Source organism: Aromatoleum aromaticum EbN1, assembly GCF_000025965.1.
GTDB classification, from domain to species: domain Bacteria; phylum Pseudomonadota; class Gammaproteobacteria; order Burkholderiales; family Rhodocyclaceae; genus Aromatoleum; species Aromatoleum aromaticum.
In genome coordinates this window covers 692,058-708,535 of the sequence record NC_006513.1, presented here as the reverse complement: position 1 = coordinate 708,535, position 16,478 = coordinate 692,058, and the positions used below count along the sequence as shown (strand labels likewise).

General features: G+C 65.0%; 15 protein-coding genes and 1 other RNA gene. 14 read left to right on the top strand and 2 right to left on the bottom strand.

The genetic code is table 11. The annotated features are described in order from the left end of the window. Positions 1–318 precede the first annotated feature (318 nt). From EBN1_RS03325 to EBN1_RS03280, 10 genes are all read left to right on the top strand, one after another. On the top strand, positions 319–2,010 hold the full coding sequence (locus EBN1_RS03325; RefSeq protein WP_011236492.1) for an AMP-binding protein: 1,692 nt from the start codon (positions 319–321) through the stop codon (positions 2,008–2,010). A 142-nt stretch (positions 2,011–2,152) separates the two neighbouring features. Next, positions 2,153–2,251: signal recognition particle sRNA small type (ffs, locus tag EBN1_RS03320), an RNA gene on the top strand. A 143-nt stretch (positions 2,252–2,394) separates the two neighbouring features. Beyond that, on the top strand, positions 2,395–4,374 hold the full coding sequence (gene dnaX / locus EBN1_RS03315; RefSeq protein WP_011236491.1) for a DNA polymerase III subunit gamma/tau: 1,980 nt from the start codon (positions 2,395–2,397) through the stop codon (positions 4,372–4,374). A 24-nt stretch (positions 4,375–4,398) separates the two neighbouring features. Beyond that, positions 4,399–4,722, top strand: a complete 324-nt coding sequence (locus EBN1_RS03310) for a YbaB/EbfC family nucleoid-associated protein (protein WP_011236490.1) — start codon at positions 4,399–4,401, stop codon at positions 4,720–4,722. Beyond that, entirely contained in the window at positions 4,723–5,316 is a 594-nt protein-coding gene (recR, locus tag EBN1_RS03305) for a recombination mediator RecR (RefSeq protein ID WP_011236489.1), read from the top strand. A 189-nt stretch (positions 5,317–5,505) separates the two neighbouring features. Continuing rightward, positions 5,506–6,099 carry a ubiquinol-cytochrome c reductase iron-sulfur subunit gene (petA, locus tag EBN1_RS03300; protein WP_011236488.1) on the top strand — a complete coding sequence of 198 codons (594 nt, stop codon included), beginning with the start codon at positions 5,506–5,508 and terminating at the stop codon, positions 6,097–6,099. A gap of 3 nt (positions 6,100–6,102) precedes the next feature. Beyond that, the gene (locus EBN1_RS03295) at positions 6,103–7,371 is read left to right on the top strand and encodes a cytochrome b (protein WP_011236487.1); all 1,269 of its coding nucleotides are present in this window, start codon (positions 6,103–6,105) and stop codon (positions 7,369–7,371) included. After that, on the top strand, positions 7,368–8,123 hold the full coding sequence (locus EBN1_RS03290) for a cytochrome c1 (RefSeq protein WP_011236486.1): 756 nt from the start codon (positions 7,368–7,370) through the stop codon (positions 8,121–8,123). The genes EBN1_RS03295 and EBN1_RS03290 overlap by 4 nt, the downstream gene beginning before the upstream one ends. 96 nt (positions 8,124–8,219) lie before the next feature. Continuing rightward, on the top strand, positions 8,220–8,816 hold the full coding sequence (locus EBN1_RS03285; RefSeq protein WP_011236485.1) for a glutathione S-transferase N-terminal domain-containing protein: 597 nt from the start codon (positions 8,220–8,222) through the stop codon (positions 8,814–8,816). Between the two features lie 35 nt (positions 8,817–8,851). Further along, entirely contained in the window at positions 8,852–9,292 is a 441-nt protein-coding gene (locus tag EBN1_RS03280; protein WP_011236484.1) for a ClpXP protease specificity-enhancing factor, read from the top strand. A gap of 153 nt (positions 9,293–9,445) precedes the next feature. Here the strand turns inward: EBN1_RS03280 and EBN1_RS03275 are convergent, their stop codons facing one another. Next, the gene (locus EBN1_RS03275; protein WP_011236483.1) at positions 9,446–10,711 is read right to left on the bottom strand and encodes a D-amino acid dehydrogenase; all 1,266 of its coding nucleotides are present in this window, start codon (positions 10,709–10,711) and stop codon (positions 9,446–9,448) included. 234 nt (positions 10,712–10,945) lie between these two features. Here EBN1_RS03275 and EBN1_RS03270 point away from each other — a divergent pair, with 234 nt between their 5' ends. Both EBN1_RS03270 and EBN1_RS03265 read left to right on the top strand, forming a co-directional pair. Beyond that, positions 10,946–11,947, top strand: a complete 1,002-nt coding sequence (locus EBN1_RS03270; protein ID WP_011236482.1) for a class 1 fructose-bisphosphatase — start codon at positions 10,946–10,948, stop codon at positions 11,945–11,947. Positions 11,948–12,067: 120 nt separating this feature from the next. Beyond that, a complete protein-coding gene (locus EBN1_RS03265) occupies positions 12,068–13,825 on the top strand; it encodes an autotransporter assembly complex protein TamA (RefSeq protein WP_011236481.1) in 1,758 nt (585 codons plus the stop codon). A 78-nt stretch (positions 13,826–13,903) separates the two neighbouring features. Here EBN1_RS03265 and EBN1_RS03260 read toward each other — a convergent pair whose 3' ends face one another. Continuing rightward, positions 13,904–14,254 carry a hypothetical protein gene (locus EBN1_RS03260; protein ID WP_049780161.1) on the bottom strand — a complete coding sequence of 117 codons (351 nt, stop codon included), beginning with the start codon at positions 14,252–14,254 and terminating at the stop codon, positions 13,904–13,906. Positions 14,255–14,479: 225 nt separating this feature from the next. Between EBN1_RS03260 and groES the strand changes: the two genes are divergently transcribed. After that, the gene (groES, locus tag EBN1_RS03255; RefSeq protein ID WP_004311482.1) at positions 14,480–14,770 is read left to right on the top strand and encodes a co-chaperone GroES; all 291 of its coding nucleotides are present in this window, start codon (positions 14,480–14,482) and stop codon (positions 14,768–14,770) included. A gap of 45 nt (positions 14,771–14,815) precedes the next feature. After that, a complete protein-coding gene (gene groL / locus EBN1_RS03250) occupies positions 14,816–16,468 on the top strand; it encodes a chaperonin GroEL (protein ID WP_011236479.1) in 1,653 nt (550 codons plus the stop codon). Positions 16,469–16,478: the final 10 nt, after the last annotated feature.

The following is a 16,478-nucleotide window of genomic DNA, read 5'->3' as shown; positions in this document are numbered from 1 at the left end:
AAAATTTTTCGACGTTTTCCGATCTGCATTGATCGATATGCCGAATGAACAGAAAGCAGGGGCCGGGAAGCGGGGGTCGGCTGGAGTCCGGTCACGCTACCGTCGAGAGGTGATTGCATGACGTTGACGTCAACGTCACAATACTGCCCGGCGATCTTTCGTGATTGCCGGATTTCAATTACTCCGCCAGCAGCGGACTGTTCCCCCGCTTCTTCGCCGCGCCTGTCGCGGGGCGACGGCAGCCCGGGATTGCGAGCCGGCGTACAACACGCGTCGCGGACGGGCGTCCGCGGCGTTGCATATGGGAAAGGAGAGCACATGACTGCAGTTGCCGGGTTTCTGAAAGCGCGGGATTTCCTGCTGGCCAACCGGACCGACTACGCCACCGCGTACGCCGGCTTCCAGTGGCCGCAGCTGACCGAATTCAACTGGGCGCTGGACTACTTCGACACGATGGCGCAGGGCAACGACAAGCCCGCGCTGTGGATCGTCGAGGAGGACGGGCAAGAGGCGAAGCTGTCGTTCGCCGAGATGTCGGCGCGCTCGAACCGCGTCGCGAACTGGCTGCGCAGCCAAGGCGTCGTGCGCGGCGACCGCATCCTGATCATGCTCGGCAACGAAGTGCCGCTGTGGGAAACGATGCTCGCGGCGATCAAGCTCGGCGCCGTCGTGATCCCGGCGACCACCTTGCTGACGCCCGAAGATCTGCTCGACCGCCTCGACCGCGGCCAGGTCAGGCACGTCGTCATCGGCAAGGCCCACACTGACAAGTTCGCGGAACTTCCCGGCGACTACACGCGCATCAGCGTCGGCGGCGCGACCGGCGGCTGGCTCTCGCTCGAGGAGGCGTACGCGGCGTCGCCCGAATTCGCGCCGGAAGGCGTCACCCGCGCCACCGATCCGCTGCTGCTGTATTTCACGTCCGGCACGACGTCGAAGCCGAAGCTCGTCGAGCACAGCCATCAGTCCTACCCGGTCGGCCACCTGTCAACAATGTACTGGATCGGCCTGCAGCCCGGCGACCGTCACATGAACATCAGCTCGCCGGGCTGGGCGAAGCACGCGTGGAGCTGCTTCTTCGCGCCGTGGAACGCCGGTGCCTGCGTGTTCCTGTACAACTACAACCGCTTCAACGCGCGCGCGCTGCTCGACGTGTTGGTGAAATACGAGATCACGACGATGTGCGCGCCTCCGACGGTGTGGCGCATGCTGATCCAGCAGGACCTCGCGTCGGTGAAGACGAACCTGCGCGAACTGATCGGCGCCGGCGAGCCGCTCAACCCTGAAGTCATCGACCAGGTGAAAAAGGCGTGGGGCATTACGATCCGCGACGGCTTCGGCCAGACCGAGACGACGTGCCAGATCGGCAACACGCCGGGACAGGTTCTCAAACCCGGTTCGATGGGTCGGCCATTGCCCGGCTACACGATCGCGCTGCTCGACGCCGACGACAAGCCGGCCGAAGAGGGCGAAGTGTCGCTGGTGCTTGCGAAGCGTCCGGTCGGGCTGATGCTCGGCTACGCCGGTGACGCCGAGAAGACCAGCGAGGTCATGCGCAACGGTCACTACCACACCGGGGACGTCGCGAGCATCGACGCCGATGGCTACATCACCTACGTCGGCCGCGCCGACGACGTGTTCAAGGCGTCGGACTACCGCATCAGCCCGTTCGAGCTCGAATCGGTGCTGATCGAGCACCCCGCGGTTGCCGAGGCGGCAGTTGTGCCGAGTCCGGATCCGGTGCGCCTCGCAGTGCCGAAAGCCTACGTGATCCTCGCGCCGGGCTTCGAGGCTGGCAAGGAGCTCGCGAAGGACATCTTCGCTTTCACGCGCGACAAGCTCGCACCGTACAAGCGCATCCGCCGCATCGAGTTCTCCGATCTGCCGAAGACCATCTCGGGCAAGATCAGGCGCATCGAGCTGCGCAGGAGCGAACAGGGCAAGGACGCCTCGACAGTGCGCGGTGCGCTGGAGTTCTTCGAAGAGGACTTCCCGGAGCTGAAGGGCTGATCAACGCCAGGTAACGCCAAAAGGCAAGTGCGGACGGCGGGGCAACCCGCCGTTTTCATGTCCGGAGCCGAGCCGGCGGAGTTTCCTCGAGGAGATCAACCGCCGGGTGCTGCCCGCCGTAAGCTGGTACAATTGCGGCCGTGGCGGGTCTCCCCGCATTGCAGCGCGGTGAACCTGGTCAGGGCCGGAAGGCAGCAGCCACAGCCGTTCCCTGCAAGTGCCGGGGGTCAGGCTCGCCACCCCGAACAATCGCGCGAAGGGCGTCTTCCGATGAAGACGCCCTTCGGCTCATTGGGGCCGGCGGCGCCCGTTTCAGGCCGGGGTGCGCCCTGTCCATGGGGCGGCGGCGCCGCGCGACGAGGGCCGCTCTGCTAGAATCCTGCCATGAGCTATCAGGTTCTCGCCCGCAAGTGGCGCCCGAAGAATTTCGCGACGCTGGTCGGCCAGGAACACGTCGTCCGGGCGCTCAGCCATGCGCTCGCCACCGGTCGGCTGCACCACGCGTGGCTGTTCACGGGCACGCGCGGCGTCGGCAAGACGACCATTTCGCGCATTCTCGCCAAAGCGCTGAACTGCGAGACCGGCGTTACGCCCGAACCCTGCGGCACCTGCGCGGCCTGCCGCGCGATCGACGCGGACCGTTTTCCCGACTACGTCGAGATGGATGCCGCTTCGAACCGCGGCGTCGAGGACATGGCTGCGCTGCTCGACAAGGCGGTGTATGCACCGGTGCAGGGGCGCTACAAGGTCTACATGATCGACGAAGTCCACATGCTGACCGGGCATGCGTTCAACGCGATGCTGAAAACGCTCGAAGAGCCTCCCGAACACGTCAAGTTCATCCTCGCGACGACGGATCCGCAGAAAATCCCGGTGACAGTGCTCTCCCGCTGCCTGCAGTTCAACCTCAAGCAGATGCCGCCGGGGCACATCATCGACCATCTCGGCGGCATTCTCGAGGCCGAGGGCGTGCCCTTCGAAGCGCCCGCACTGCGCCATCTCGCCAAGGCCGCCAACGGCTCGATGCGCGATGCGCTGTCGCTGCTCGACCAGGCGATCGCGCACGGTTCTGGGCGCGTCGAGGAAGAGCAGGTCTCGCACATGCTCGGTACGGTCGGCGACGATCATCTGTACGCGGTGCTCGACGCGCTGGCTGCGGGCGACGTCGCCGGGATGCTCGCCGTGGCCGACCGCATGGAGGCGCGCAGCCTGTCGTTCGACGCGGCGTTGCAGGCGCTCGCCTCGCTGCTGCACCGCATCGCGCTCGTGCAGTTCGCCCCGGCGGCGATCGCCGACGAGGCGGAACGTCAACGTCTCGCGCCGTATGCCGAGGCCTTCGACGCCGAGTTCCTGCAACTCGCCTACCAGATCGCCATCCACGGCCGCGACGAACTGTCGCTGGCGCCGGACGACTATGCGGGCTTCACTATGAGCCTGCTGCGCCTGCACGCATTTCGCCCCGAGCAGCCGGTGGCGCTCGGCAGTCCCGGCGACGCGGCAGGCGGAGGGGGGGCGGGTCGGGCGCGTGTCATCTCCCCGTCGCCACAGCCGGCTGCGAGCCTCACAGCACGGGCGACGGCATCGGGGGCGCCGCGCGACGCGGCGCCGGCAGCAAGATCCCCGGCGGCAAAGGTAATCCCCGCGGAGCATCTGCCACGCGAACGCGCGATTGCCGAAGCCGGGAGGCGTTTGTCGACGCCCGGCAGTGCGGTGGCGGTCGCCGAAAGTCCGATCGAACCATCGAACTCCGTTCCTCCATGGGAAGATCTGCCGCCGGAGGCGTTCGCCGGCGAAACATCGGTGCCGCAACCTGCCTCCTCGGCCGCGCCGGCGCCCGTGCGCCCAAGCGACGCGGAGGTCGAGCGGCCGCCGGCACGAAGCGCGACGGCCCCCGGAAGTGCTGTTCCGCGGCGCGCCGAGCAGCCGGAAGCCACAGTTGCGTCACCGGGCACGACAGGGCTCGACATCGGATCGGCTTTCGCTGCCGGCGAATGGCATGCGATCCTGCGCGTGCTGGGCCTTGGCGGAATGATGCGGGAACTCGCGCAGCACTGCGAATGGATCGGATTTGTCGAAGGTGTGGTGAACCTTCGGTTGTCCGAAACCCATCGCCATTTGCTGGGCATGAATCCGGGACTCCTCGACCGCCTGCAGGACGCGCTTGCGGCGCAGTATGGCGCTCCGCTGCGGCTCAGGATCGAGACCGGCGCGATCGCCGGCGAAACCCCGGCGCAGCGCGACCAGGCAGAAAAACGGGCGCGGCACATCGAGGCCGTGGCGGCGCTCGAGAGCGACCCTTTCGTGCGTGAACTGATCGAACGATTCGACGCGTCCCTCGTGGAAGCGTCGGTAAGACCACTTTGAATTCCTCTTGCGGAGAATCTGGCGATGATGAAAGGCGGAATTGCCGGGCTGATGAAACAGGCCCAGCAGATGCAGGAAAACATGAAGAAGATGCAGGACCAGCTGGCCTCGGTCGAAGTCGAGGGGCAGTCGGGCGCCGGAATGGTCAAGGTGCTGATGACCTGCAAGTACGACGTGCGCCGGGTGACGATCGACGACTCGGTGATGGACGACAAGGAAATGCTCGAGGATCTCCTCGCGGCCGCTGTCAATGACGCAGTGCGCCGCGTGGAAACGACGACGCAGGAGAAAATGGCGGGCTTCACGTCCGGCCTCAACCTGCCGCCCGGGATGAAGCTGCCGTTCTGAATGTCACCTTCGAGTCTCGACGAGCTGATCGACGCGTTGCGCGGCCTGCCCGGAGTCGGGCCGAAGTCCGCGCAGCGCATGGCCTACCATCTTTTGCAGCGCGACCAGCGTGGCGCCGAACGCCTTGCCCGGGCGCTCGGCAATGCGCTCGCGGTGCTGCGTCATTGCGAACGCTGCAACACTTTCACCGAAACCGAGATCTGCCAGCGCTGCGCGAGCCCGCAGCGCGACGCGTCGCTGCTGTGCGTCGTCGAAATGCCGGCCGACCTCGCGGTGATCGAGCAGACCCATGCGTACAACGGCCTGTATTACGTGCTCATGGGCCGTCTGTCGCCGCTCGATGGCATCGGTCCGCGCGAGCTCAAGTTCGACAAGCTGCTCGCCCGCGTCGCCGACAGCACCGTGCAGGAAGTGATTCTCGCGACGAACTTCACGAATGAAGGCGAGGCGACGGCCCACATCGTCGCGGAGCTGCTCGCTGCGCGCGGCATCAGGGTCAGTCGCCTGTCGCGGGGCGTACCGGTGGGCGGCGAACTCGAGCACACCGACACCGGCACGATCGCCCAGGCGCTCGTCGAGAGGCGCCCGCTCTGATTCCCGGCAGCGGCCTGCTGCGGCGCATAAAACGCCGCCTTGCCACCCCGTTCCGGGCCTCGGCGTGCAATGTTAAATACATGATCCGAATACACCTTTGAGCTTTATGCTTTTTATGTTGCGGCCAGTTTGATAGAATCCGGCAGTTTTTTTGTATCCGGAAATGGCTTTCTTTTCAGGAATGATGTCATGAGCGTGGATCAGAAGATGGACAGTGGCCGTCGGCAACTGCTTGTCGCAACCTCGGCGGTCGGTGGCGTTGCAGTGGTCGCGACGGCGGTGCCGTTCGTTGCCAGCTTGACGCCGTCGGATCGAGCCAAGGCGGCAGGCGCCCCGGTCGAAGCGGATATCGGCAAGCTTGCGCCGGGCGAGATGATGACGGTGGAGTGGCGCGGCAAACCGGTGTGGATCCTGCGGCGCACGCCCGAAATGCTCGCGTCGCTGGAAAAGACCGAGCCGCTGGTGAGCGATCCGGCTTCGGAAAAACCGATGCAGCCGGAATACGCGCAGAACAAGCATCGTTCGATCAACCCCGAATACCTCGTCGCGGTCGGCATCTGCACCCACCTGGGCTGTTCGCCGAGCGACAAGTTCAAGGTCGGTGCCGAAAGCGGCGTCGGGCCCGACTGGCCGGGCGGCTTCCTGTGCCCCTGCCACGGCTCCCTGTTCGACCTTGCCGGCCGCGTCTATCGCAGCATGCCGGCGCCGGACAATCTCGAGATTCCGCCCTACAAGTTCCTCGCGGATACGCGGATTCTCATCGGTGACGACGCAAAGGCCTAAGCGATGACTACAAAATCACAAGAACTGATGCACTGGATCGACGCGCGCTTCCCGCTCACGTCGACCTGGAAGGCGCACCTGTCGGAATATTACGCGCCGAAGAACTTCAATTTCTGGTACTTCTTCGGTTCGCTCGCGCTCCTGGTGCTGGTGATCCAGATCGTGACCGGCATCTTCCTGGTCATGCACTACAAGCCCGATGCTTCGCTGAACGCGTCCGGCATCCCCGTCGCGTTCGCCAGCGTCGAATACATCATGCGCGAAGTGCCGGGCGGCTGGCTGATCCGCTACCTGCACTCGACCGGGGCGTCGGCGTTCTTCATCGTCGTCTACCTGCACATGTTCCGCGGGCTGCTGTACGGATCGTATCGCAAGCCGCGCGAGCTGATCTGGGTGTTCGGCACGTTGATCTTCCTCGCGCTGATGGCCGAAGCGTTCATGGGCTACCTGCTGCCGTGGGGGCAGATGTCGTTCTGGGGTGCGCAGGTGATCGTGAACCTGTTCTCCGCGATCCCCGTGATCGGGCCGGACCTGTCGCTGGTGATTCGTGGCGACTACGTGGTGTCCGACGCGACGCTGAACCGCTTCTTCTCGTTTCACGTGATCGCCGTGCCGCTGGTGCTGATCGGCCTGGTGCTGGCGCACATCGTCGCGCTGCACGAAGTCGGCTCGAACAATCCGGACGGTGTCGAGATCAAGAAGAAAAAGGACGCCAACGGGATCCCGCTCGACGGCATTCCGTTCCACCCGTACTACACCGTGAAGGACATCGCGGGCGTGGTCGGTTTCCTGATCGTGTTCTCGGCAATCCTGTTCTTCTGGCCCGAGGGCGGCGGCTACTTCCTCGAGTACAACAACTTCATCCCCGCCGACCCGCTGAAGACGCCGCTGCACATCGCGCCGGTGTGGTATTTCACGCCGTTCTACTCGATCCTGCGCGCGGTCACGTACCCGCTGTTCGGCGTCGACGCGAAGTTCTGGGGCGTCGTCGCGATGGGGGCGTCGGTCGTGATCATCGCCTTCCTGCCCTGGCTGGATCGCAGCCCGGTGAAGTCGATCCGCTACAAGGGCGGGCTGTTCAAGGCGATCCTGGCAGTGTTCCTGGTCGCGTTCTTCATCCTCGGCTACCTCGGCGTGCTGCCCCCGACCCCGGGCCGTACCCTGGCGGCCCAGATCTGCTCGGTGCTGTACTTCGCGTTCTTCCTGTTGATGCCGTGGTACAGCAAACTCGACAAGTGCAAACCCGAACCGGAAAGGGTGACGTTCAAATGAGCATTCGTGTGATCAAGACTCTCAAGCGCCTGGCTGCCATCGTGCTGTTCGCGCCGGCTCTCGCGCTGTCCGCCGGGGCGGAACTGCACCTCGACAAGGCGCCGGTCAGCTCCGACCCGGCCGCGCTGCAGAATGGCGCCAAACTGTTCGTCAACTACTGCCTGAGCTGCCACAGCGCAAGCTTCGCGCGTTACAACACGCTGCAGCAGATCGGTCTCGACGAGCAGCAGATCCGCGACAACCTGATGTTCACCGGCGAACGCGTCGGCGACCTGATGAAGATCGCGATGCGTCCGGCCGAATCGAAAGTGTGGTTCGGGGTGACGCCGCCCGACCTGACGCTGATCGCGCGCCAGCGCGCATCCGAGTTCGGCAGCGGCGCCGACTGGATATACACGTACCTGCGCCAGTTCTACCGTGATCCGGCGCGCCCGACAGGCTGGAACAACGTGGTATTCGGCAACGTCGGCATGCCGCACGCGCTGTGGGAACTGCAGGGCCAGCAGGTCGCGAAGGTCACCGAGCACGAGGACGGCACAAAATCGATCGCTCTCGAACTGGCAACGCCGGGCAAGATGAGCGTCGAGGAGTATGACAAGACGGTTGCCGATCTGGTCTCCTTCCTGGTCTGGATGGGCGAGCCGATGGCCGACAAACGCAAGACGATCGGGATCTACGTACTGATCTTCCTGGCGGGGCTGTTCGTGCTCTCCTATGCTTTGAAGAAAAATTACTGGAAGGATATTCACTGAGAAGCCGCCGGATCTGATCCGCGCACTCACTGAATTTGACGCACCACGCGGTCATCGCGTGGTGCGCTTTGCTTTTGTATCAGGAGCTGCAACAACATGATGAACCTGTATTCCGGCACAACCGATCCGTTCAGCCACCGCTGCCGGATCGTGCTCTTCGAAAAGGGAATGGACTTCGAAGTCATCGATGTCGACCTCTACAACAAGCCTGAAGACATCGCCGTCATCAATCCGTACAACCGGGTGCCGGTGCTGGTCGACCGCGACCTCGTCCTGTACGAGGCGAACATCATCAACGAGTATATCGACGAGCGCTTTCCGCATCCGCAGCTGATGCCGCCAGACCCGATCCTGCGCGCGCGTGCCCGCCAGTTGCTGCACACGTTCGAGCACGAACTGTTCTCACACATCGACGTGCTCGAGAAGAACCAGAAGGGCGTCGAAAAGAGCCGCGCCCACGTGCGTGACGAGCTCGTCCAGCTCGCACCGATCTTCGTCAAGCAGAAGTTCATGCTCGGCGACGAGTTCTCGATGCTCGACGTCGCGATCGCCCCCTTGCTGTGGCGTCTCGAACATTACGGCATCGAACTGCCGAAGGCCGCGGCGAACCTCATGAAATACGCCGAACGCATTTTCAGCCGGCAGGGTTTCATCGATGCCCTGACTCCGTCCGAAAAGGTGATGCGGCGCTGAATGCCGAGGCCCCGTGTGAGGGGCGCTACCTAACCATGACAAACATATCTACCAAACCCTACCTGCTCCGCGCCATTTTCGAATGGTGTGTCGACCAGGGCTTCACGCCCCATATCGCGGTACTCGTCGACGAGCGTACCGTGGTCCCGACCGGCTATGCGCAAGACGGGCAGATCGTGCTCAACCTGGGTCCCGAAGCGACACAGCAACTGGTCATGGGCAACGACCTGATCACTTTCCAGGCGCGCTTCGGCGGCGTCGCCCATGCGCTGTCGGTCCCGGTGTCCAACGTCCTTGCAATCTACGCGCGGGAGAACGGGCACGGCATGGCGTTCGAGCCTGAAGCGGCGGTCGAGTCGCCCGCTGTCCCGGCCCCGCAGGTCGACGGACAGCAGGACGAGGGCAGTGCCGCCGCCACGCCGCCTGCGGAAAAGCGTCCGTCAGCAGCGCGCAACCACCTGAAGATCGTCAAGTAACCGAGCAGCAGGCTGCACGTCCTTGTCGTATTCGCGCCGAGGACCGAAGAAGACGGAATACGGCGCCCGGTCCGGGTTCGTCGACAGGCCGTGGCGTGGCTGCGGATGCCGGGGAGGCACTCGGTCAGCGCGACGAGCGTTGCCGGGTGCAGATCAGGCTTCGTTTCCCAGGAACGGGAAGTTGGGCACCGGCGCCGGATAGCCCGACATGAGATCGACGAGACAGCTGGCAGAGCCGCAGGCGAGCGTCCATCCAAGTGTCCCGTGTCCGGTGTTGTACCAAAGGTTCGACAGGCGGCTCCGCCCGATCAGCGGGATGTTGCCGGGCGTGGCGGGGCGCAGGCCGGCCCACAGGTGCGCCTCGGCGGTGTCGGTGGCGCCGGGAAAGCGCGCCTCCAGCCAGTCCAGGATGGCCTGGCAGCGGGCCAGGTTGATGTCGGTATTGTAGCCGTTCAATTCCGCAGTTCCCGCGACGCGCAACCGGTCGCCGAGGCGCGAGCACACGATGCGGCGCGATTCATCGGTGAGGCTGACGCTGGGGGCCCGTGCCAAGTCGTGTAGCGGAACGGTCACCGAATACCCTTTCACCGGGTAGATCGGCAGGTGCTCGCCAAGCGGGGCGACCAGCAGGCGGCTGTAGCTGCCGAGGCACAGCACGTAGGCTGCGGCGGTGAGGGTGCCGTTGCGTCCTTCGGCGTCGTGGACCTCGATGCCGTTAATGCGCCCGCCGCTGTGGTCGATGCGGCTGATCGTGGTGCTGTAATGGAAGCGCACGCCCGCCTGCGCTGCCCGCTCGGCGAGTGCCTGGGTGAAACGGAAAGCGTCCCCCGACTCGTCGTTCGGTGCATACAGACCGCCCGCAAGCTCCCCGGCCGTGCCGGCGAGTGCAGGTTCGATCGCGACGCATTCGTCGCGGCTGCACGAGCGGGCCTGGATGCCGTAGGTGGCGAGTTCTGCAACCTTGTTGGGGACGCGCGCGAACTCCTGCGGCGTAAAGAACAGATGCAGGATGCCGTGCTCGAGATGATCGTAGGCGAGGCCGGTTTCCGCGCGCAGCGTGCGCAGGCGTTCGCCACTATGCACGGCGAGACTGGCGATGGCTGCAGTGTTGCGCCGCGTCCGGTGCGGCAGGCATTCACGCAGGAACGCGAGCGTCCACGCCCATTGGGCGGGATCGGCGTGGGGGCGGAACAGCAACGGGGCATCCTCCCGGCCGAGCCAGCGCAAGGCGTTGAGCGGGGCAGCGGGGTTCGCCCAAGGTTCAGGGTGGCTGATCGAGATCTGGCCGCCGTTGGCGTAGCTGGTTTCGAGCGCGGCCTCGGGCTGGCGGTCTGCCACGCTTACTTCGAAGCCTGCCCTGGCGAGATACCAGGCGGTGGTGACGCCGGTGACGCCGGCGCCGAGAACCAGAACGTGCATAGTCGGAGAATGGGTTGAACGGGGAAAATTTTTGAGCCGCGCCGGACCGGACGTGCGATGCCCGCGGGCGCGCGGTACGAGCCGTGCGGATGTGCAGGCGCAGCGATCGCCCAAGGATCATAACCGCGTTCGCGCATAGTGGTGCGCTCGATCGCCTTCCGCGGGATAATCCGCGCCGCAAGGTTGCGAAACAAACTGAAGTCTGGCCCGGCTGGACCAACAAGGAGTCAATTGATGCGACGCGTCACGCTAACCCAATTCCTGATCGAGCAGCAGCGCGCCGGCCGCACCAGCCCTGACCTGCGACTGCTGATCGAAGTCGTCGCCCGGGCGGTAAAGGCAATCGCCGTCAATGTCTCGAAAGGGGCGCTTGCCGACCTGCTCGGCGAGGCGGGTACCGACAACGTCCAGGGCGAGGCGCAAAAGAAGCTCGACGTGATCGCGAACGAGATTCTGCTGCAGGCCAACGAATGGGGCGGGCACCTCGCGGCGATGGCGTCGGAAGAGGTCGAGGAGGTCCATCAGATTCCGTTCGACTACCCGAAGGGCGGCTATCTGCTGCTGTTCGATCCGCTCGACGGTTCGTCGAACATCGACGTCAATATCTCGGTCGGCACGATCTTCTCGGTACTGCGCTTCCCTGAAGGGATCCAGGAGCCCAACGAGCAGTGCTTCCTGCAGCCTGGCCGCGAGCAGGTCGCTGCGGGGTACGCGCTGTACGGCCCGTCGACCCTGCTGATCCTCACCGTCGGCAACGGTGTGCATGGCTTCACGCTGGACCGCGAGATGGGTAGCTTCGTCTATACCCACCCGTTCATGACGGTGCCGGTGGATACGCAGGAATATGCGATCAACGCCTCGAACGCGCGCCACTGGGAGCCGCCGGTGCAGCGCTATGTCGCCGAATTGCAGCAGGGCAGGACGGGGCCGCGCGGCAAGGATTTCAACATGCGCTGGGTCGCGTCGATGGTCGCCGATGTGCATCGCGTCCTCACGCGCGGCGGCATCTTCATGTACCCGCTGGACGAGAAGTGCCGCGACCAGGGCGGCAAGCTGCGCCTGATGTACGAGGCGAATCCGATGGCGATGATCGTCGAGCAGGCGGGGGGCTCGGCGACGACCGGTCGCCAGCGGATCCTCGACGTGCAGCCGGCAAAGCTGCACCAGCGCGTGCCGGTGATCCTCGGGTCGACCCACGAAGTCGAGCGCGTGACCGCCTACCATCGCGAAGGCTGAGCCGGGAACACCAGGGCGGGTGTCCGTGAGGGATCACGCTGCGGGCACTCTCGCCGCAGCGTGAAGGCGCAGCACGATCCGGAAACCGCTGCGGCCATGCCTCTGCCGTAGAATCCGGGCATGACAGCTTTCCGGATTCATGCGCTGCTCCGGCTGTGGTTCGTTGCGCTGTGCCTCGGACTTTCGTCCGGTACCGTGTTCGCCCAAGTTCCGCTGCAGGTCGAACTCGATGCACCCGACAGCGTGCGGCCGCTGCTCGAACGCTATCTGCGCATCCTCGAGCCTGATGGGCAGGTCCTGCCGGAAGTGCAGGCCGACCGTGTCGCGCTGGCCCGGCGCACGCGGCGCGAAGCGACGGAGCTGCTGGCGACCGAAGGGTATTTCACGCCCGAGATCCGCTTGCAGCGTGAACCGGACGGCCGGTGGCAGCTGTCGGTCGAGCCCGGTCCGCGGGCGAGCATCGCCGCTGTCGAGCTGCTGTTCGACGGCGATCTGGCCGGCGACGGCGAGACACGCGCGGAACGTCGTGCTGCGCTGCGCCAGGCATGGGCTCTCGCGCCGGGAGAGTCTTTTCGCCAGAGCGCCTGGGACGACGCGAAGGCGCGCCTCCTCGACGGGGTCGCCGTGCGCGACTACGCCGCGGCGCGCATTATCGACAGCCGTGCCGAAGTCGATCCGGACAACGCGACCGTGCAGCTTTCGGTGACGGTCGACTCCGGGCCGCGTTTTTTCCTCGGCCCGCTCGAAGTGTCGGGCCTGCAGGATCTTCCGCCCGATTTCGTCGAACGTTTCAACATGCTGGAGCCCGGCGAGCCGTTCGACCAGGAGCGCCTCCTCGCGCTGCAGACTGTACTGCAGAACTCCCCGCAGTTCGGTTCGGTGGTCGTCGATATCGAGCGCGATCCGGCGCTTGCCGCAGCCGTGCCGATCCGCGTCCAGGTCACCGAAGCGCAGTCCCGATACCTCGGCTTCGGCGTCGGCTATTCGACCAACACCGGTTTTCGCACCGAAATGAGCTGGCGCGACGTAAACTTCTTCGACCGCGGTTGGGAGCTCGCCACCGGACTGCGGCTCGAGCAGCGCCGCAACGCCGCGTACGCGGACGTTTTCCTGCCGCCCGCGCCTGCCGGCCATCGGGACAGCTTTGGTGCTGCGATCGAGCGCAGCACCGTCGAGGGGCTGACGCTGATGACCCAGGCAGTGGGCGTGGCGCGCACGAGGACGCGCGGCAACATCGACACGCGCCTCGCGCTGCGCCTGCAGCACGAACAACGCGATCCCGACGGCGCGCCGTCGACGAGCCGCAACTCGCTGACGGCGAACTGGACATGGATCCGGCGGCGGGTCGACGATCTCCTCGATCCGCGACGAGGCGACGTGCTGCAGTTCGATATCGGGGGTGGCGCGAAGGCGGTACTGTCAGACCAGGATTTCCTCCGGCTTTACGGCCGCTACGTGCGCTATCTGCCTTTTGTCGAACGCGACGTGCTGATCCTGCGCGTTGAAGGCGGGGCGACGCTCGCGCCGAGCCGGGATGGCGTGCCGCACGATTTCCTGTTCCGCACCGGGGGCACGCAGACGGTACGCGGCTACGCGTTCGAGAGCCTGGGCGTGAGAGAGGGCGACGCTACCGTCGGCGGGCGTTACCTCGCGACGCTGAGCGCGGAATATGTCCGTTGGTTCCTGCCGCAGTGGGGGGCGGCGGCGTTCGTCGATGCGGGCGATGCCGCCGACAGCCGCGACACATTCGCTCTCAAGACCGGCTACGGCGTCGGCGCGCGCTGGAAAAGTCCTGCCGGCCCGCTCGCCGTCGATCTTGCGTACGGCCACGACGAAAAGCGGCTGCGCCTGCATTTCGGCATCGCCATCGCATTCTGAACCGTCTCGTCGACGGCAGCCGTGGCAGGCATTTCCGGCAGGGGACGGGTAAGTTTTTCAGTTGCTCCACAAGGCCGGTCACGGCTTGCCGGTCAGGCCGCCCGGATTGCGCGTGATCCTGTCCGGCTGGATGTCGTTCGCCTCGCGGCTGCTGTCGTCGCGGCCCGCCGCGCGGCGTTCGCCGGTGCCGGAGGCATCGGTGTCGCTGTCGAGATCGGTGTCGCCGATGTCCGCGCCTGCGCCACGACCATGATCCATGTCCGACGTCGTGCCGCTGTCCGTCGCGATGCCGGCGTCGTCAACCAGGCCCGGCGCGCCGGCGATGTCGCTGCCGCTGTCCGAACTGTCGCTGGGGCCCAGGTCGGCGGTGCTGTGACCGGGCGGTGCGTTGGGTGTCTCGTCGCCACCGAGAATGCTGCTTTTGGCCATGTCTGTTCTCCTTTTCGAGGGAGCAAAGAGCGCAGCATTCGGCGTTCCCGCTCCCGACGACAGGAAATCGGTTTCCGTGCTCTTGAAATCGGCGGGGGCCGTCCCTATTATTAGCACTCGTTGGCAGTGAGTGCTAACCGTCCCGGGCCGGTCCGCGCCCTTGATAAATTTATGCTGCGGGTCTGCCCGCAGACATGTTGAATTCGAACTGAAGGAGTCATCTCGATGAAAATTCGTCCCTTGCATGACCGCGTGATCGTCAAGCGCCTGGAAGCCGAGCGCAAGACCGCCAGCGGCATCGTCATCCCCGACTCGGCCGGCGAAAAGCCCGATCAGGGCGAAGTGCTCGCCGTGGGTAACGGCAAGATCCTCGACGACGGCAAGGTTCGCCCGATGGCCGTCAAGGTCGGCGACAAGGTGCTGTTCGGCAAGTACGCCGGCCAGACCGTGAAAGTCGAGGGTGACGAGCTGCTCGTCATGCGCGAAGAAGACATCATGGGCGTCGTCGAGGCCTGAGCGGCCCGCTCGAACCCGTCCAAAGAATTCAAGGAGCAATGAACGATGGCTGCAAAAGAAGTCAAGTTTGGTGATTCCGCCCGTGACCGTATGGTCGCCGGTGTCAATATCCTGGCCAACGCGGTCAAGGTCACTCTCGGCCCGAAAGGCCGTAACGTCGTGCTCGAGCGCTCGTTCGGCGCGCCGACGGTGACCAAGGACGGCGTGTCCGTCGCGAAGGAAATCGAACTGAAGGACAAGTTCGAGAACATGGGCGCGCAGATGGTCAAGGAAGTCGCGTCGAAAACCTCCGACATCGCCGGTGACGGCACCACGACCGCGACCGTGCTGGCCCAGTCGATCGTGCGCGAAGGCATGAAGTTCGTTGCCGCTGGCATGAATCCGATGGACCTCAAGCGCGGCATCGACAAAGCCGTGATCGCGGTCACCGAAGAACTGAAGAAGCTGTCGAAGCCGTGCTCGACGAACAAGGAAATCGCCCAGGTCGGCTCGATCTCGGCGAACTCGGACGCCGACATCGGCGAGATCATCGCCAAGTCGATGGACAAGGTCGGCAAGGAAGGCGTGATCACCGTCGAGGACGGCAAGTCACTGCAGAACGAACTCGACGTTGTCGAAGGCATGCAGTTCGACCGCGGCTACCTCAGCCCGTACTTCATCAACAACCCGGACAAGCAGGTCGCGATCCTCGAGAACCCGTTCATCCTGCTGTTCGACAAGAAGATCTCGAACATCCGTGATCTGCTGCCGGTGCTCGAACAGGTCGCGAAAGCCGGTCGCCCGCTGCTGATCGTCGCCGAAGACGTCGAAGGCGAAGCGCTGGCGACCCTCGTCGTCAACAACATCCGCGGCATCCTGAAGACCTGCTCCGTCAAGGCGCCGGGCTTCGGCGACCGTCGCAAGGCGATGCTCGAGGACATCGCCGTGCTGACCGGCGGCCAGGTCATCGCCGAGGAAGTCGGCCTGACTCTCGAGAAGGCGACGCTGGCCGAGCTCGGCCAGGCCGCGCGCATCGAAATCGGCAAGGAAAACACGATCATCATCGACGGCGCCGGCGAAGGCTCGCGCATCGAAGGCCGCGTCAAGCAGATCCGCGCGCAGATTGAGGAAGCCACGTCCGACTACGACCGCGAGAAGCTGCAGGAGCGGGTTGCGAAACTGGCGGGCGGCGTTGCCGTCATCAAGGTCGGCGCCGCGACCGAAGTCGAGATGAAAGAGAAGAAGGCCCGCGTCGAAGACGCGCTGCACGCGACCCGTGCCGCGGTTGAAGAAGGCATCGTCCCGGGCGGCGGCGTCGCGCTGCTGCGTGCCCGCGCGAACCTCGGCACCCTCAAGGGCGACAACCACGACCAGGATGCCGGTATCAAGATCGTGCTGCGCGCGCTCGAGCAGCCGCTGCGCGAGATCGTCGCCAATGCCGGTGACGAGCCGTCCGTCGTCGTCAATCGCGTCGTCGAAGGCACCGGCAATTTCGGCTACAACGCCGCGACCGGCGAGTACGGCGACCTGGTCGACATGGGCGTGCTGGACCCGACCAAGGTCGAGCGCATCGCGCTGCAGAATGCGGCCTCGGTCGCCGGCCTGATGCTGACCACCGACTGCATGGTCGGCGAGCTGGCTGAAGAAAAGCCCTCGATGGGGGGTATGGGCGGCATGGGCGGCATGGGTGGTATGGGCGGCATGGACATGGGCATGTAATGCCGGTCTG

Coding starts and splice junctions, on each gene's coding strand:
- EBN1_RS03325 (WP_011236492.1), top strand. CDS start 319: ATGACTGCAGTTGCCGGGTTTCTGAAAGCGCGGGATTTCCTGCTGGCC.
- groES (WP_004311482.1), top strand. CDS start 14,480: ATGAAAATTCGTCCCTTGCATGACCGCGTGATCGTCAAGCGCCTGGAA.
- EBN1_RS03275 (WP_011236483.1), bottom strand. CDS start 10,711: ATGCACGTTCTGGTTCTCGGCGCCGGCGTCACCGGCGTCACCACCGCC.
- recR (WP_011236489.1), top strand. CDS start 4,723: ATGTCACCTTCGAGTCTCGACGAGCTGATCGACGCGTTGCGCGGCCTG.
- dnaX (WP_011236491.1), top strand. CDS start 2,395: ATGAGCTATCAGGTTCTCGCCCGCAAGTGGCGCCCGAAGAATTTCGCG.
- EBN1_RS03265 (WP_011236481.1), top strand. CDS start 12,068: ATGACAGCTTTCCGGATTCATGCGCTGCTCCGGCTGTGGTTCGTTGCG.
- EBN1_RS03260 (WP_049780161.1), bottom strand. CDS start 14,254: ATGGCCAAAAGCAGCATTCTCGGTGGCGACGAGACACCCAACGCACCG.
- EBN1_RS03280 (WP_011236484.1), top strand. CDS start 8,852: ATGACAAACATATCTACCAAACCCTACCTGCTCCGCGCCATTTTCGAA.
- groL (WP_011236479.1), top strand. CDS start 14,816: ATGGCTGCAAAAGAAGTCAAGTTTGGTGATTCCGCCCGTGACCGTATG.
- EBN1_RS03310 (WP_011236490.1), top strand. CDS start 4,399: ATGATGAAAGGCGGAATTGCCGGGCTGATGAAACAGGCCCAGCAGATG.
- EBN1_RS03290 (WP_011236486.1), top strand. CDS start 7,368: ATGAGCATTCGTGTGATCAAGACTCTCAAGCGCCTGGCTGCCATCGTG.
- EBN1_RS03270 (WP_011236482.1), top strand. CDS start 10,946: ATGCGACGCGTCACGCTAACCCAATTCCTGATCGAGCAGCAGCGCGCC.
- EBN1_RS03285 (WP_011236485.1), top strand. CDS start 8,220: ATGATGAACCTGTATTCCGGCACAACCGATCCGTTCAGCCACCGCTGC.
- EBN1_RS03295 (WP_011236487.1), top strand. CDS start 6,103: ATGACTACAAAATCACAAGAACTGATGCACTGGATCGACGCGCGCTTC.
- petA (WP_011236488.1), top strand. CDS start 5,506: ATGAGCGTGGATCAGAAGATGGACAGTGGCCGTCGGCAACTGCTTGTC.